Source organism: Nostoc sp. JL34, from assembly GCF_017114945.1.
Classification (GTDB): Bacteria; Cyanobacteriota; Cyanobacteriia; order Cyanobacteriales; family Nostocaceae; genus Nostoc.
In genome coordinates this window covers 14,780-31,036 of the sequence record NZ_JABXKQ010000140.1, presented here as the reverse complement: position 1 = coordinate 31,036, position 16,257 = coordinate 14,780, and the positions used below count along the sequence as shown (strand labels likewise).

At 41.0% G+C, this 16,257-nt stretch carries 15 protein-coding genes; 5 read left to right on the top strand and 10 right to left on the bottom strand.

Annotated elements, in window-relative coordinates; translation table 11 throughout:
- Positions 1-14: 14 nt before the first annotated feature.
- Positions 15-410, bottom strand: coding sequence for a hypothetical protein (locus HWQ44_RS25730; protein WP_292724601.1), 396 nt, complete (start codon positions 408-410; stop codon positions 15-17).
- Positions 411-780: 370 nt separating this feature from the next.
- A complete protein-coding gene (locus HWQ44_RS25725) occupies positions 781-1,089 on the bottom strand; it encodes a hypothetical protein (RefSeq protein ID WP_292724600.1) in 309 nt (102 codons plus the stop codon).
- 126 nt (positions 1,090-1,215) lie between these two features.
- Between HWQ44_RS25725 and HWQ44_RS25720 the strand changes: the two genes are divergently transcribed.
- From HWQ44_RS25720 to cysC, 3 genes are all read left to right on the top strand, one after another.
- Complete coding sequence (locus tag HWQ44_RS25720) at positions 1,216-1,371, top strand: hypothetical protein (protein ID WP_292724599.1); 156 nt, start codon at positions 1,216-1,218, stop codon at positions 1,369-1,371.
- A gap of 56 nt (positions 1,372-1,427) precedes the next feature.
- A complete protein-coding gene (locus HWQ44_RS25715; RefSeq protein WP_292724598.1) occupies positions 1,428-2,333 on the top strand; it encodes a sulfotransferase in 906 nt (301 codons plus the stop codon).
- 64 nt (positions 2,334-2,397) lie between these two features.
- Entirely contained in the window at positions 2,398-2,976 is a 579-nt protein-coding gene (gene cysC / locus HWQ44_RS25710) for an adenylyl-sulfate kinase (protein ID WP_292724597.1), read from the top strand.
- 229 nt (positions 2,977-3,205) lie between these two features.
- Here the strand turns inward: cysC and HWQ44_RS25705 are convergent, their stop codons facing one another.
- Together HWQ44_RS25705 and HWQ44_RS25700 are read right to left on the bottom strand one after the other, a co-directional pair.
- Positions 3,206-3,505 carry a hypothetical protein gene (locus HWQ44_RS25705; protein WP_292724595.1) on the bottom strand — a complete coding sequence of 100 codons (300 nt, stop codon included), beginning with the start codon at positions 3,503-3,505 and terminating at the stop codon, positions 3,206-3,208.
- 151 nt (positions 3,506-3,656) lie between these two features.
- Complete coding sequence (locus tag HWQ44_RS25700) at positions 3,657-5,738, bottom strand: TonB-dependent receptor (RefSeq protein WP_292724594.1); 2,082 nt, start codon at positions 5,736-5,738, stop codon at positions 3,657-3,659.
- A 525-nt stretch (positions 5,739-6,263) separates the two neighbouring features.
- Between HWQ44_RS25700 and glgX the strand changes: the two genes are divergently transcribed.
- Entirely contained in the window at positions 6,264-8,390 is a 2,127-nt protein-coding gene (glgX, locus tag HWQ44_RS25695; RefSeq protein WP_292724593.1) for a glycogen debranching protein GlgX, read from the top strand.
- Positions 8,391-8,439: 49 nt separating this feature from the next.
- Here glgX and HWQ44_RS25690 read toward each other — a convergent pair whose 3' ends face one another.
- The 6 genes from HWQ44_RS25690 to HWQ44_RS25665 all read right to left on the bottom strand — a co-directional run bounded on the left by HWQ44_RS25690 (position 8,440) and on the right by HWQ44_RS25665 (position 12,863).
- Complete coding sequence (locus tag HWQ44_RS25690) at positions 8,440-9,015, bottom strand: hypothetical protein (RefSeq protein WP_292724592.1); 576 nt, start codon at positions 9,013-9,015, stop codon at positions 8,440-8,442.
- Positions 9,016-9,027: 12 nt separating this feature from the next.
- Entirely contained in the window at positions 9,028-9,222 is a 195-nt protein-coding gene (locus HWQ44_RS25685) for a hypothetical protein (protein ID WP_292724591.1), read from the bottom strand.
- Positions 9,223-9,238: 16 nt separating this feature from the next.
- A complete protein-coding gene (locus HWQ44_RS25680) occupies positions 9,239-10,162 on the bottom strand; it encodes a tetratricopeptide repeat protein (protein WP_292724589.1) in 924 nt (307 codons plus the stop codon).
- Between the two features lie 169 nt (positions 10,163-10,331).
- Complete coding sequence (gene petJ, locus HWQ44_RS25675; RefSeq protein WP_292724602.1) at positions 10,332-10,667, bottom strand: cytochrome c6 PetJ; 336 nt, start codon at positions 10,665-10,667, stop codon at positions 10,332-10,334.
- A 365-nt stretch (positions 10,668-11,032) separates the two neighbouring features.
- Positions 11,033-11,527, bottom strand: coding sequence for a GNAT family N-acetyltransferase (locus tag HWQ44_RS25670; RefSeq protein WP_292724588.1), 495 nt, complete (start codon positions 11,525-11,527; stop codon positions 11,033-11,035).
- Between the two features lie 163 nt (positions 11,528-11,690).
- On the bottom strand, positions 11,691-12,863 hold the full coding sequence (locus HWQ44_RS25665) for an RpoD/SigA family RNA polymerase sigma factor (RefSeq protein WP_292724587.1): 1,173 nt from the start codon (positions 12,861-12,863) through the stop codon (positions 11,691-11,693).
- A gap of 796 nt (positions 12,864-13,659) precedes the next feature.
- On the opposite strand from HWQ44_RS25665, the gene priA reads away from it, so the two are divergent.
- Positions 13,660-16,254 carry a primosomal protein N' gene (gene priA / locus HWQ44_RS25660; RefSeq protein WP_292724585.1) on the top strand — a complete coding sequence of 865 codons (2,595 nt, stop codon included), beginning with the start codon at positions 13,660-13,662 and terminating at the stop codon, positions 16,252-16,254.
- Positions 16,255-16,257: the final 3 nt, after the last annotated feature.

The window sequence follows — 16,257 nt, the reverse complement described above, 5'->3', positions numbered from 1 at the left end:
ATAGTACAAAAATACTATATAGAGCGATCGCACTGTGCCAGTTGCGTAAGTCCTGGAATAGAGTTGTAACCAGCACCGACAAAAACGTTATTAGTAGCACCTACCTGAACGCCACCTGAAACTGCAACGCCTTTATCTTCTGAATAAAGTCCAACTCCTACATATGGTGAAATCACAGGCAAACTGATAAATTTCAAAACATCTACTCCCGTAGCACCATCAGGGCCAGTTCCTACCTCAACCCCGAAATCTAAAGCCCTAGCTCCTACAGCATAAGTTATATCACCATCTTTTCCACCGACTGAAACCCAAGGTTGCGGTATAAGTTGAGCCGATGCTTGACTTGGGGCAAATAAAGCTAACAAACATATAGATGTAAGTAATGTTTTAGTCATAATCGCTATTTTCACATTATTCTCCTCCATTAACTGGTGTATCTTACAGCGATTTTCAGGTAAATTAACCACAAATAGACCTCACTTCCATTCCTCTCTCCTCGTAGGAGAGAGGCTTTGATTTTCTCCCCAACGCTTGGGGTTAGGTCTCATAATTGTGGTCTAAATACATGAAAACTGCTGTAATTGTCTTCTCACAACTACCCTTGGTTCAGCACTACTGTTAACTAGGGTTTGTCTATGATGGCTAATCGTGACGAATTGAAAGTCATTTGAGTGCCCGATGAGTGCAAGTTGTTTGCTAAGTGCTACAAAAGTATAATTACCCGCAATATTATTTACGTGATTAAGTAGGAAAAGTAGGATATTCTATAAGAACCCTTGATTAGCCTGTTGATAAGCTGTAAATTAGTGTGTAGTAGATAGTCAATATAAAACTATACAAGTAATTGAGAAAACGCAAGGGTTTGGCATTGCTTCTCTGCAAGATGCGATCGCCAAACAAGTCAATGCGATCGCCAAACAAGTCAATGCGATCGCCAAACAAGTCAATGCGATCGCTAAACAAGTCAATGCGATCGCCAAACAAGTCAATGCGATCGCCAAACAAGTAAATGCGATCGCTAAACAAGTCAATGCGATCGCCAAACAAGTCAATGCGATTGCCAAACAAGTCAATGCGATTGCCAAACAAGTCAATGCGATCGCCAGGTTTTTAACCCCTTCCCCTTTACTCAGTCCAAACCCAGCAATGCAAGGGTTGCCAAACTACTGGCAATTGTCGAATCGTTAAACAAACAAAAAACAAAAGGTAAAATCCATGACACTGTATCAAGTAACTCAAACCACCGACAACGGAAATGGCGACACGGTAGGCACTCTCAGCTATGCTATCCTCCAAGCCAACCGCAATGCCGGAACTGATGCGATCAACATCCAATTTTTCTTGTGGGGTGGACATCTTGTCCGCCCATAGCCAAGCGCAGGCGAGACGCCCGCCCCACAAGTAGTAGTAATTTATTTGTTGGTAAAATGATACAACCGAAATTACACTTCATCTCTGGATTACCCCGTTCGGGTTCTACCTTACTCGGAGCTTTGCTGCGGCAAAATCCCCGATTTCACGCCAGTATGAGCAGTCCTGTCGGGGGTCTAGTCGCCAGTATGCTGGAAGCCATGAGTGCAGATAATGAGTTTTCAGTCTTTATTACACCAGAACAAAAACAAGCTCTAACTTTAACGATTTTTTCAACTTTCTATCAGCAGCAAGCAGACAAAGCAGTTATCTTCGATACCAATCGCCTTTGGTGTAGCAAATTGCCTTTAATCCACCAGTTATTTCCCGATGCGAAAATCATTTGCTGTGTGCGGAATGTCGCTTGGATAATGGATAGTGTCGAACGGTTGATTAGGAAAAATGCATTTGATGTGTCGCGTTTATTCAATAATCCAGGCGAACGTTCTACCGTTTACACGCACACCGAAGCTTTAAGTCAGTCGGGAAGATTAGTCGGGTTTGCTTATAACGCTCTCAAAGAAGCTTTCTATAGCGAATATAGTGAATTTTTACTCTTGGTGGACTACAACATATTAAGCCAAGCCCCCGATAAAACCTTATCACTGATTTATCAATTTCTGGGAGAGGAACCCTTTGAGCATGATTTTACCAACGTCGAGTACCAAGCCAACGAATTTGATCGCCGACTCAATACACATGGACTGCATCACGTGCGCTCCAAAGTCGAGTTTCAACCTCGTGCAACCGTTTTACCCCCTGATTTATTCGCTCAATATGAGGGTTTATCTTTCTGGGAAACTCCCACCAGCAGTAGCCTAGCGAATGTGATTATCGCCCAGCAGCCACAGATTCCCCTAGCGCCCCCGCTAGAGGTGGGAAACAAGGCAAATGGATCTAGTGTTTTTTCAAACTTGAGATGATTTTAACCCTTAGCGATCGCTAATAACTAAAAGTTCGAGACTGTTGTTAAATATTAAATAAAACATGAAACAACAAGGTATAATTCTCTGGCTGACAGGCTTAAGTGGTGCAGGAAAAACAACTATCGCCCACGGTGTAGCCCAAGAACTCCAAAGGAGAAATTATCGCTTAGAAGTGCTAGATGGTGATGTCGTTCGCACCCATCTTTCACAAGAATTGGGTTTTAGCAAACAAGACCGGGATACAAATGTGCGTCGGATTGGCTTTGTTGCGGAATTACTTAGTCGCAATGGCATAATAGCGATCGTTGCTGCAATCAGTCCCTACCGTGATATTCGAGATCAACTCAAACAGACAACTACTAATTTTGTCGAAGTTTATGTAAATGCTCCACTTGCAGTTTGTGAATTCCGTGATGTAAAAGGACTTTACGCCAAAGCTAAGGCAGAACAAATTAAACATTTTACTGGGATCTCTGACCCTTATGAAGAACCATTAAATCCAGAAATTATCTGTCAAACTGATAAATTCACTATTGAGCAATGTGTTAACCAAGTACTTCATTATTTAGAACACCAAAATTTGCTCGCTGCTGATAAAAATCTCATGCAAACTTCCTCACAATACATGAGAAAGGGATAATTTAATTATGAAAAATTGATGAGTTATTATTTCAGATAAAACTTTATAGCGGTTCCCATTCAGATACGGTACAAAATTATATCGCGAGTGCCGTGCCCCTACGGGTGTACTTCGCTAGGTCGGGAAACGCTATAATTAATCAAGGTAGATTGAAACTATGTATGATCGCATAACTATAGGACTAGTAGCCTACTTTGAGACTTTGCGTCCCTTACTCACAGCAGCAACTCTACTCAAAAGTGGACACATCTCGCAGCAAATTAGGAATTTCCCCCCCTTGAGATAAAGGAAACTCCAGCAAAGTTTCTCTAATACCTAAATATCCAGATTCAGCAAACGACAAAAGCATTCGTGAAAGTGCTAGCCAAACTTCCGGTTCGTATTCCCAATCACGATAACGCGAAGCTTTACCAGCAATTGAACGTAGCGCCCAGAAATAAGAGTTCCGCACCACCGAACCACCCTTTTTAAACTCTGGCAAATCTTCGTGGTGGATAAAAAGTATTTGATTTTCAATTTTGGCTCTCATGTCAATTTTGGATTTTAGATTAAAAGTAAATCTTAAGTAGGGTACGGCAGTGCATCATCTTTACCAAAAAACTGTTTTAAAAATCTTAAACAATACTATTTATCCCAATAATGTAGAGATTTTACAATTAAAAAATCTCTACATTTAATACCTAGAAACTAGAGCTTAAACCCACACGAAAAGTGAATCCAGGGCTATATATGCGATTAACTCGCTCATATTGCTCACCGAGTAGATTTTCTAAATAAACTGTCAGTCCTAAATTGCTAGTTAAAGGTATACGACCGCTCAAATCTAAATTTACGAAAGATGGTGCAAAATCTGTAGCCTTGTCACCAGGGTTAGCAAAGATGGATCTGCGAGCGCCACTATTATAGGTAACATACAAGTTAGCCTGCCATCCCGCATTTTCATAACCTACACCGCTTTGAAGTACAGAGTAGGGAATCAAACCTAACTGCAAACCTCTCTCTGAGCCTGTTTTGATTTGAGCATCTGTATAAGTATAGTTGAGGAAAGTTGACCAGCCTGCGGCAATTCTTAATTGCAATGCAGCCTCTAAACCATTGGTATCTACTAGTCCAATGTTTGCCCATCTTCCAGCGATGACTCCCAAGCGATCGCCTATACTACTACCAAAGTAAGTAAACTGTCCAATCAGATTTTGAGAAAAATTGACATCTACTCCCGCACTCCAAGTAGAGCCAGTTTCCGGTCTTAAATCAGGATTAGGTTCCCAACCATGAACCGTATCATAAACATACAACTGATCTAACCCAGGATTGCGTTGTGCCCCTGCCCAACTTCCACGCACTGCGACTATTGGTGTGACGGCATAACGTAACCCAACACTAGGGTTGAGATAGTTTCCAAACTGGCTGTCAAAGCTTTGCCTTAGCCCTAAATCTATCAGAAAATCATTGCTAATATTCCAAGTATTGACTGCAAATAAAGCTGTATTGAACAAACTTCTATCTTCAGTTTCGTTTTTGGCAATACTACTAGGATTTGTACTCAAAACATCACCGGTTAAGTCGGTGTTTTTCAAATCTAAACCCCAGCGCAATTTATTATTGGAAGTAATTTTCCACTCATGATCTAGTCTGGCTGTGAGTTGTTGCGTATCTAAAGCTCCTGTACGGTAAAATGCTCCTGTAGGGCCATAAGTGCTGAAATAATCTTGGTTATAACCAATTGAGGTTGTCAGGTTAGAGCTTTCCCCATTACCTAGTCGAGTTTTCCAGGATAAGCCAACGTTTAAACCATCATGGTCTAATCTATCTCTTTGGAGAGGGAAACCGAAATAAATTAAGCCGCGACGACTGCTGAGTTTCGTAACATCTAAATTCAAAGAATTTTTCTGATCTAAATCTAGTCCAATGCTACCAAAGTAAGTACTTGTAGCGGTGTCTGCATTCGATAAAAATCCTTGACTATCACGATTTGCTGCACCTACAGGAACGCGGTAACGGTTATCTGTAAAGAATCTCTCAAAGCTAAAGTTGTACTTGACATTATTAGAGGAACCACCATAGGTTACTTGTTGATTATTTAAACTCAATGAGCCAAATTCTGCATTAGCACTCAATTTAGGTTTACCATAACCTTCCTTGGTGATGATATTCACAACTCCGCCAAAGGCTGATGAACCATATAATGCGGAAGCTGTCCCGCTATATAATTCCACTCGTTCAATAGCTTCTACAGGAATGCTATTTAAATCAGTTCCACCATGATAAGTATTGACATTATTGTTAATTGGTCTGCCATTAATCAAAAATACAGACTGATTAATTGAGGCTCCTCGGTAGTATGTACCTGTGTGAGTATCTGCACCATGACCTACATCGTTGATCGCAAAACCAGGCATTCTTTTCAAAATATCAGCTAAACTTGTAGCGCCCTGCTTTTGAATTTCTTCTTTATCAATGACGTAAGTTGGTGTAGATTGGGGTAGGTTGTCTGGTTCTGCGATCGTTTCTATAGTAATGTCTGCATCATCACTCGGATTTTGCTCTGTTTCTGGGTTAATTTCACTCGGTACAGATTGTTGAGTTAATAATTCGGCATTAGTGGCGGGTAGCTCTATTTCACTCAAACTCGGAATATCTGAAATAACTTCGGTTGATCTATCAGTATTTCTCTGCTTAATTTCACTCTCAGCAGCCAAGCCAGGAAACGCTATCAGTAAACTCGGTAAAGCAACTGTTAGCAACAAAAAATCCTTTTTCACGTTCTCTTTCACACCAAGTAAAAACAGTCACTACGTAGCATTGTTGCTGTAATAGTAAAATCGTGTCAAAAGACACGCTGTCATATTTCTACAGTTCAGATGAGACTATTGGTCTATTCACTATAGGTTAAACTCTAGAGCAGCTACATTTAAAAAAGGCAGGATGCAACAAAGGATGATTTGGAGCCACCTCAATAGCCTTACCCTGTGGGAAGCTGACGCAACAGTGAGGGTTTAAAACCCTTGCTTTTTAGCGTTGGCGCAGCCCGTCCTTGAAACAGATCGCGCAGCGTGTCGCAGATAGGGCAATTTTCCTCTAGCCTCTCGCCCTACCTCAATTTTTACGACTTTAGGAATAGAGATTTCTATTACTATTGATAGAGCAGATAATATTATTTAGAAGTTATATTGAAATGTTAGTGATTTTAACGAATTATTAATAACTTAAAGTTTTAACCAATATTAATTATTCAAAAAAATCTAAGTTGATTGTTTGCCGAAAAACTAATTATTGAAAATTTACTTATGTATGTAGCTTTATGGCCAGGGAATGTATATCCTTTAGGTGCAACTTGGGATGGGAAAGGGACGAACTTTGCTTTATTTTCGGAAAATGCAACAGGGGTAGAACTTTGTTTATTTGATCACGATGGCGACGAAATTCGCTTGCCTTTAACAGAAAAAAACAATTTTGTTTGGCATGGTTACTTACCAGGAGTGGGCCCAGGTCAAAAGTATGGGTTTAGAGTGCATGGGATGTGGGCACCAGAGGCAGGTCATCGATTTAATCCTAACAAACTATTGATTGACCCCTACGCCAAGGCAATTGACGGTGAGTTTAGTAATGATCCCTCTGTCTTTGGCTACTCTCTAGATGCCGAGGAAAAAGACTTAGTTTTTTCTGAACTAGATGATGCCAAAATAATGCCCAAGTGTGTTGTGGTCGATCAATCTTTTGATTGGGAAGGCGATAAACTTCTTGCTACACCTTGGTATACAACTGTTATTTATGAAACTCACGTCAAAGGTTTTACTAAACTACATCCAGGAATTCCAGAAGAGTTGCGCGGCACTTATGCCGGGTTGGCGCATCCTGCTGCAATTCAACACTTACTGCAATTAGGAATTACAGCAGTTGAGTTGATGCCAGTACATCATTTTCTATCTCATCCGGGACATTTAGAAGACAAAGGATTAAGGAATTACTGGGGTTACGATTCCATCAACTATTTTGCCCCCTATTCTAGTTACAGTGCTAATGGGACTGGGGGACAACAAGTCACTGAATTCAAGCAAATGGTCAAGGCACTACATTTTGCCGGAATTGAAGTGATCTTAGATGTAGTCTACAACCACACTGGCGAAGGAAATCATTTCGGGCCAACGCTATCTTTGCGAGGTATTGATAATTCTGTATATTACCGTTTGGTAAAAGATGATCCTCGCTACTACATGGACTTTACAGGCTGCGGTAACTCTCTGAATGTGCGTCATGCTCAAGTTCTGAAGTTAATCATGGATAGCTTGCGCTATTGGGTAACAGAAATGCATGTAGATGGTTTCCGCTTTGATTTGGCCTCGGCGCTGGCGCGGGAATTATATGAGGTAGATAATCTATCAGCTTTCTTTGATATTATTCATCAAGACCCAATTTTGGCAGATGTGAAGCTGATTGCTGAACCTTGGGATTTAGGAGAAGGCGGCTATCAAGTCGGGAACTTTCCCCTTCGTTGGTCTGAATGGAATGGTAGATATCGGGATACAGTCAGAGATTTTTGGCGTGGTGTAGATGATAGTTTAGGACAATTTGCTTACTGTTTTACCGGTAGTCCTGATCTATATCAAACCAACGGGCGCAACCCAAATGCAAGTATTAATTTCATAACTGCTCATGATGGTTTCACGTTAAATGATTTGGTCAGCTACAACGAAAAGCATAACGAAGCAAACGGGGAAGACAGTAGAGATGGTGAAAGCCATAATAGATCCTGGAATTGTGGTGCAGAAGGTGAAACTGACGATCCAGAAGTAATGCGTTTGCGCGAACGGCAACGACGAAACTTTTTAGCAACCCTAATGCTATCTCAAGGTGTCCCAATGCTATTAGAGGGGGATGAAATTGGCTGTAGTCAACAGGGAAATAATAATGTCTACTGCCAAGACAATGAAATTTCTTGGCGGCATTGGGATTTGCATAAAGCGAACTCGGATTTATTAGACTTTACACGCGAACTGATTAATTTTCGCCATCAGCATCCAGTATTCCGACGCCGTAAGTGGTTTCAAGGTCGCCCCATCCACGGTTTAGGTATTAATGATATTGCTTGGTTTAATTCTGATGGCAGTGAAATGACTGAGACGCAATGGCTAGTTAGTTATGCCAAAGTAATGGAGATTTTTTTGAATGGGCAAGGAATTGCTACTCCAGGGGATCGTGGTGAGCGGATTATTGATGAAAGTTTTCTAGTATTTTTTAACGCTCACTATGAGTTAATTGACTTTGCTTTGCCAAATGAATTTAAAGAAAAAGTATGGGAGATAGTAATTGATACTAATGAACCTCGCTTTTTAGATCGAGGAAAATTAGTTTCAGGCTCTCAAACTTTACCAGTTACAGATCGCTCTTTAATGGTATTACGCCTGATCAGTTAGCAGGACGAAGAGAAAAAGATACTCAACTTTATAGAAAAATATCTTTTTTCTATAAAGTTGCTAAAATGCTTGAATGATTTTTACTCGTGACTCTAATTAGAAAACGCAGTGCTTCATTTACTGCTTCCGAATTGGGAAAAATTTCTGCAACATCAGGTTCTAAAAAAACTGTCAATTTTTCAATATTATTAAAATTATATTTACCATTTATTATATTAGTGTCTGCCAAACCCTGATTTGATTGAGGTTGGTTCTGTATTATGCTTGTTTGGCAAGATACAGCATTTAATTTATTAACTAGTGATTCCCAACTAGTAACTTTCAGATTAAAGTGAGCCTTTGCATCCCGTAATGTTTTAAACTGTTGCTTCAGAATATCAACAGTATAAGTATACTTATTAGATACTTGTTTCTCTGCATTTAGGTCTGACTCAACCATATCAACTACTTCATTAATAAGTCTGTCATGATTTTCGGCAATCTGAGCAGCAGCCCCTAAAATCCGAGAAGTTGCTTGTATTTGTACATCAGTCTCTTGTTTAAGGCGATCGGCAATACTGCGAATTTGATCTCCCAGCCTTGCTTTACCTTTTTTTTGCGTAGATGGTAGTAATTTTTTGCTCATAAGTATGCTTGTTTATTCAGAAAAGATGTCTTTAATTGCCAGCCAGATGCGTTTAAATTTTTGTACCAAACCCATAGGATTGTTAGTTGTTTCTTCTTCCACCGAATCAACTAGAGATTGAATCCGATCCATACGCTCTGCGACAACGTAAAGACTATTTACTGCTTCATCCTTACTTGCTAAAGAGTCACGCAGTATCACAACCATCTGGGCAATTTCTCGTTTAGAAAAGAGCGATTTCCGTTACAGACGAAATTTGTTGTCGCAAATTCTTTAGTAAATCTAGAGTTTTTTCGTAAGCAACTCTCTTTCCTTGGTTTTCAAAGTACTCAGATGCTTTTTGTAAATCAGCGATCGCTCCTAAATGATATCCTAACTGATAACGAGCTACTCCCCGATAAACATAGGCCTGGGCATTACTAGGGTTAAGTCTGATGACTTGGGAAAAATCACGCACCGCACCAAAGTCATCTCCATATCGTCCGCAAGCACAGGCTCGGTTAAAGTACGCTCTATAATCGTTAGCATTGAGGCGAATTGCTAGATTAAAGTCGAGCATAGCGGCTTGGGTATCTTGTAAGACTAAATGTGCTAAACCTCGATCATTATAGATATCTGCAAGCAGTAAGCTACCAACTTGGGGAATTTGAGTTAAGGCTAAATTAAAGTCAAGAATTGCCTCTGAATCTTTTTCATCACCAACACGCGCTAGCCCTCGGTTGTAGTAAGCTCGAAAATCGTAGGGTTTAAGTGCGATCGCTCGATTATAATCAACGATAGCGCCAGGATAATCCCCTTGTCTGTAGAGTGCCAAACCCCGGTTCAAATAAGCCTCAGAGTTATCCGGTGCAAAATTTATGGCTTGAGTACAATCTGCGATCGCTTGATGGTAATCTTGTAGTTGGAGATAAGCAAGACAGCGATCGCTATAAGCCACAGCCAAATCTTTCTCTAGTTCAATCGCCTGGTTGAAATTCTTTATTGCTTCCTGATAATCACCACGCCGCATCTTATCTACACCGAACTCCAAGAAATCACCCACTGTAATTTGGGTAATTAAAATGGGTGAAGAATGTGCAGATAAAGTCAAAAAAGTGAGAGGGAAAGCAACAATTACACTAATCAATAATCGTAAAAAATTACTCATAATACCAAATTAGAATAAGTAATATTACTTGATATTTTTGGAACAATTTTTTTGCAAAGACTCGTAATCCAAAATTGGTATAAGCATTCTATTTGATAACTTCGGCAGCAAGAAAATTAGCAGGACAAAAAGCCCCGCTAATTTTTAATTATTGAAGTGAGATTTTAGTCTACTTCCAGTCTTTATCTGCTTGTGAAAGTACATAAGCAGCTACATCTTCAATTTGGTCAGATTTCAAACGTTTGCCGAAGGCGGGCATGGCATTTTTACCTTTTGTAACCTGGGCAATAATTGCCTCTGCTGAGTACAAACCATACTTTTCTAAAGCATCCTTCTTCAGGTTCTTCGCAGCTTGCACCAGATTCTTACCTCCCGCATGACAAGAAGCACAATTGGCACTAAATACTTTAGCTCCACTAGCAGCATCTGCTGCCAATGCTGGACTACTGAAGGCAAAGGTGAAGATTGCTATGCCTAACAGCATGACTGTAATCATTTTTTTCATTTCGTGTTCCCTCTGCAATAACGGCTTATTCGGTGCAATATCCTTCATAATTGTCAGTTGAGCCGCTGCCATAGTCAAACGACAAGCTGTCAAACTTCGCTTTATTAAATAAAGTTTTTGGTTTTGGAATCTTCGAGGTTTTAAATTTAGGGTTATTAGTCAGGAGCGATGTCTGATAACAAGGTGCTTTTCTACGAAACACCCTAACTTGCTTATTTGCAAAAATATGCATTTACGCTGATGATTAAAATACAAATGCATGTAATTTTGAACACTTGATAAACAATAAATGATCAAAATTTCAGGATGAAATATTAAAGATAAAAATTGTCTTGCTTTATTCTTTATACTTCATCCTTTGTTTTTTATTTGACAGATCCTAACTGAGTAAGTGCTTCTTCTGTAACGCGACAAATTCGCCAATCATCTAATATAGATGCTCCCATGCTACGGTAGAATGCTTGGGCTGACTCATTCCAATCTAAGACACTCCACTCTAACCGTCCACAATCACGTTCTACAGCTATCTGAGCTACTTTAGTAAGGATAGCTTTACCAATACCTTGCCTACGATATTCTGGTAAAACAAATAAATCTTCCAGATAAATTCCTGGCTTAGTTAGAAATGTTGAATAATTATGAAAAAATAGGGCAAAACCAACAGCTTGACCCGCAGATTCCGCTAAGATTGCCTCTATATACCTCCGCGAACCAAATAAATGCTCCTGAAGTGCCAGAGCATTACCAGTGATAGCGTGAGATAGTTTTTCATACTCTGCAAGCCCCTCAATTAATTTAAACAATACGCTGTAATCGGCTGGTTGGGCAAAACGCACAATCAAATTGCTACGCGAAGTCATTAGTCTATAGTCCATAGTTTATAGTCCATAGTCTATAGGCAACTGGGCAATTTTTTTTGAGTAATAACTAAATAAAAGCCGAAAAAAGGTACAAAACGCCCGACTTTTGCGAATTGCAAAGCTAATTAGCTCAGGTATTGCATCTCCATTTTTATCAATGTAATTAAATCAACCAACCTTTTAAGCGTTTGGCTATGTGGGGACGCCGCAATTTCCGCATGGCTTTGCTTTGAATTTGCCGCACTCGCTCACGAGAAAGATTGAACATATTGCCAACTTCTTCTAAGGTACAGGGTTCGCTGGTTGTCAATCCATAGCGCAGAGAAATCACATCTTTCTCCCGTGGAGTTAACACGTCACCCAAGACTTCCCAAATCTCCTGACGCATCATGTTTTCATTCATTTTTGCTTCTGGAGAGAGGTTATCTTCATCTTCTAGCAAATCCATCAATTCCGTGTCTTCTTCTTTACCGACACGGTGGTTGAGAGAAAGTGCTTGACGCCGTAGTTGTTGTAGCTGGCGTAGTTGTTGCACACTAATTTCCAAAGCTTCTGCCATTTCTCCTTCAGTAGGATTACGACAGAGTTTTTGTTTGAGTTCTCGTTGTGCTTTTTTTAGCTTGTTAAGCTTTTCAACAATATGAATTGGTAGCCGAATTGTTCGCGCATCGTTAGCTATAGCTCTGGTAATTGCTTGTCTAATCCACCAATAGGCGTAAGTAGAAAACTTATATCCTTTATCGGGATCAAACTTTTCTGTAGCGCGATTTAAACCCATTGCTCCTTCCTGAATTAAATCCAGAAAAGGCACTCCTCGATTCAGATATCGCTTGGCAATAGATACTACCAATCTCAGGTTCGAGCGAATCATTTTGCGTTTCGCTACTCTCCCTTGATATAGGCGACTTTCTAGTTGCTTTTCCGTCATTTCTAGCTCAGAAGCCACTTCTAGTTTGCTGGGTTCATGTTCCAGTTTTAACTGCAAGGCAGCTTGTATTTCTCTGACTTCCTCTAGAAACCTGACTCGCCGCGCTAACTCTACTTCTTCATCGGCTTTTAGGAGCGGATAACGCGCCATTTCCTTAAAAAACGCGCCGACAGCATCATCATGTTCGGTTTTATTGTATCCCGAAGGACGAGCCGCCGCCATCTCATCTCCATCCCGTTCCTCTGATTCCAGATTTTCTATTACAATTGGAGATTCTTCTTCTGCCACTGTATTTAAACTATCGAGTGATGGTTCTTCAATATCAGCAGCATTCTCCAGGATTTCCATTTTTCCTAATTCAACAATATTCATAGTTTCCTTTAGGGATTGTTGCTTTGTTTGGTACATAATTTAGTTACAGCTACTCGTTTGAGGCTTGGTAGTTTTCCCTAATGGACGATGCACCCGTTTATATAGCGAAATGCAGGCTAATGCTAATTTATCTACAGAAATAAAATTGGCATCTAGCTAGCACCTATGGGTTACGGTTATATACAACCTATAACGAAACTGGTCTTAGCACCCAACAAAACTTTGTTCTCAGGCTCCCGACAGATATATTCTTCATTTTTTTCCGAATTATCAAATATGTCAAACCCCCCTCAAACTTTCTCAACCTTAACAAATATAAAAATCTCCGTTAATTATCCAATTTCTTAAACTTTCATATATTTTTCTAAATATATTTAATGTCTTAGGTGTTGGAGATCACTGGGTAAAATAAAAACCTGGTACTGGGGTTATGTATTCCCGATTTAAAGTTACCCAGATGAGACAAAATACAATAATGGCAGTTTAATTTCGGGATGTTCTTATTTGTATAAAAGCATCTCATAAGCAAGAAGGGTTGAATATCTATCGATAGGCGGAAAAAGGCTACTCCCTATTTAGTAGATGAGCAACTGTTGCAGCAAGAGCCGACATGTTTTTATTTGTATAGTGGGTACCAAATATTTATTGCATGTATAGTTGATACGAATTTGTCTAGTAGATTACATAAGAGGAAACTTATCAAGTATTATGAAGGATAACAGTATTGAGAATTACCATTTAACTTTAACAAAGTGAAAAATTAGAGTTTAGTTAGCTAGGTTAATTTTGACCAGCTATGTGAGGTAAATATCTAACTATAAAGTCAGCAACTATGTATATTAATGACGTAAATTTATCTCCTTTAGTGGTGGGTGAACCTAGTGAATCATACCAGTCAGGTGCAACTCTTAATCGGTGGGTTGAAGTACTGGTAGACTGTCCAGGAAGTACAGGACTATTTACTTATCGATTGCCAGCCCAGTTAGAAATCAAACCAGGGGATATTTTGAGCGTGCCATTTGGGGCACAGCAATTAGGAGCGATCGCTATTCGGTTACTGGCACAACCAAATGTAGATTTACCACCAGAAAAAATCCGGGAAGTAGAAGATATAGTCAGCGTTGGATTTTTCCCAAGTGCTTATTGGGAATTACTCAACCGAGTTGCTGCATATTACTATACGCCGCTGATTCAAGTAATCCGGGTTGCTCTGCCACCAGGGTTACTGGGGCGATCGCAGCGTCGTATCCGCCTGGTTGGAGGGAGAGAGGCAGGGGGCAGGGAGCAGGGGGCGGGAGGAAGTCGTTATTTACTGGCATCTGCTGATCCTTTAGCTTTTTTGACTCCAACTGCGCGGCAAGTTTGGGAACTTTTGCAAGGGCAGCCAGCGGGGGACTACAGTTTTGTCTACGTTCAACAAAAAGTCAAATCTGCTTATCGGGGAATTCGGGAGTTATTACGATTTGGTTTAGTAGAAAGCTACTTAGAACCGCCACGACTGACTCGACCAAAGTTGCAAAAAGCAGTCACACTCACAGGTACAATCGACGAGGACTTAACTACTCGCCAACGAGAGATTTTAGAAGTGCTGCGGCGACATGGTGGGGAGTTGTGGCAAAATGAATTGTTGCAAACCTGCAATGCTAGTTCCTCTATCCTCAAAACGTTGGCACAAAAGGGTTACATCGTCATCGAAGAACGGGAAGTATTGCGAACCGAACAAGGCCCAGCATTAGTAGGTGATGGCGCTAAATCCTTAACTGCTGCTCAAGCTAGCGCCTTAGCAACAATCCAGACACTAGATGAATTTGCTCACGTTTTATTGCATGGGGTGACAGGTTCAGGAAAAACCGAAGTATATTTGCAAGCGATCGCACCTCTCCTCAATCAAGGCAAATCTGCCCTCGTCTTAGTCCCAGAAATTGGACTCACGCCTCAGCTAACCGATCGTTTTCGCGCCCGTTTTGGCAATAAAGTCAGCGTTTATCATAGCGCCCTCTCAGACGGTGAACGTTACGACACTTGGCGACAAATGCTCACAGGAGAACCCCAAGTTGTCATTGGTACTCGTAGTGCTGTTTTCGCTCCTTTGCCCAACTTGGGTTTAATTATTTTAGATGAAGAACACGATAGCAGCTTTAAACAAGACTCCCCCATACCCACCTACCACGCCCGTACCGTCGCCCAGTGGCGAGCCGAATTAGAAAATTGTCCCTTGGTGTTAGGTTCTGCTACGCCCTCATTGGAAACTTGGGTAAGCGTGAGGAGGCAGGGGAGCAGGGGGGCAGGGGGAGAATTCATAACTCCTAACTCCTCACTTCTAACTCTTTACTCAGCACTCAGTACTCATTACTTAAGTTTGCCTGAGCGCATCAACTCGCGCCCTCTACCGCCAGTGGAAATAGTCGATATGCGGCAAGAGTTGCAGCAGGGAAATCGTTCTATATTTAGTAGATCGCTGCAAGCAGCTTTACAAGAGTTGCAAGAAAGAAAACAACAGGGAATTTTATTTATCCATCGCCGGGGACACAGCACTTTTGTCTCTTGCCGCAGTTGTGGATATGTGTTGGAATGTCCGCACTGTGACGTGTCGCTGGCATATCACCACACCGAAGAAAAAGCACCGGAATTATTGCGGTGTCATTACTGTAACTATGCGCGATCGCACCCCAAATTCTGCCCTGATTGTAGTTCTCCTTACCTGAAATTTTTCGGTAGCGGTACTCAACGGGTAACGCAGGAACTAGCGCGACAGTTCCCAGAGTTGCGCTTGATTCGTTTTGATAGCGATACCACCCGTAACAAAGGCTCACACCGGACTCTACTTACGCAGTTTGCCAACGGCGAAGCGGATTTATTAGTCGGTACGCAAATGCTCACCAAAGGTTTGGATTTACCACAGGTGACACTTGTGGGCGTCGTCGCCGCCGATGGATTGCTAAATTTATCAGATTATCGCGCTAGTGAACGGGCATTTCAAACCTTGACTCAAGTCGCTGGACGTGCTGGTAGAGGCGAAGATCCGGGTAGGGTAATTGTGCAGACTTATACTACAGAGCATCAGGTAATTGCAGCAGTGCGATCACACGATTATCAGTCTTTCTCTGAAGCTGAGTTAGAACAACGCCAAGCACTCAATTATCCTCCTTATGGGCGGTTAATTTTGTTGCGGTTAAGTAGTCTCGACCCAATTCAAGTGCAAAATACGGCGCAAATTATTGCTACAGCCTTGAGTACAGAAGAATTCGAGATATTAGGCCCAGCACCAGCGAGTATTTTACGAGTAGCTAATCGTTATCGCTGGCAGATATTGATTAAATTTGCCCCCGATGCCTTACCACAGTTGCCAGATTGGGAAGAAGTGCGATCGCTTTGTCCTTCCTCTGTGAGTTTAACTATTGATGTAGACCCCATTAATATTATGTAATAC

Bases quoted from the DNA above. Each gene is read 5' to 3' on its own strand.
- HWQ44_RS25720 (WP_292724599.1), top strand. From the start codon at position 1,216: ATGACACTGTATCAAGTAACTCAAACCACCGACAACGGAAATGGCGAC.
- HWQ44_RS25715 (WP_292724598.1), top strand. From the start codon at position 1,428: ATGATACAACCGAAATTACACTTCATCTCTGGATTACCCCGTTCGGGT.
- cysC (WP_292724597.1), top strand. From the start codon at position 2,398: ATGAAACAACAAGGTATAATTCTCTGGCTGACAGGCTTAAGTGGTGCA.
- HWQ44_RS25705 (WP_292724595.1), bottom strand. From the start codon at position 3,505: ATGAGAGCCAAAATTGAAAATCAAATACTTTTTATCCACCACGAAGAT.
- glgX (WP_292724593.1), top strand. From the start codon at position 6,264: ATGTATGTAGCTTTATGGCCAGGGAATGTATATCCTTTAGGTGCAACT.
- HWQ44_RS25690 (WP_292724592.1), bottom strand. From the start codon at position 9,015: ATGAGCAAAAAATTACTACCATCTACGCAAAAAAAAGGTAAAGCAAGG.
- HWQ44_RS25685 (WP_292724591.1), bottom strand. From the start codon at position 9,222: ATGGTTGTGATACTGCGTGACTCTTTAGCAAGTAAGGATGAAGCAGTA.
- HWQ44_RS25680 (WP_292724589.1), bottom strand. From the start codon at position 10,162: ATGAGTAATTTTTTACGATTATTGATTAGTGTAATTGTTGCTTTCCCT.
- petJ (WP_292724602.1), bottom strand. From the start codon at position 10,667: ATGAAAAAAATGATTACAGTCATGCTGTTAGGCATAGCAATCTTCACC.
- HWQ44_RS25670 (WP_292724588.1), bottom strand. From the start codon at position 11,527: ATGACTTCGCGTAGCAATTTGATTGTGCGTTTTGCCCAACCAGCCGAT.
- HWQ44_RS25665 (WP_292724587.1), bottom strand. From the start codon at position 12,863: ATGTACCAAACAAAGCAACAATCCCTAAAGGAAACTATGAATATTGTT.
- priA (WP_292724585.1), top strand. From the start codon at position 13,660: ATGTATATTAATGACGTAAATTTATCTCCTTTAGTGGTGGGTGAACCT.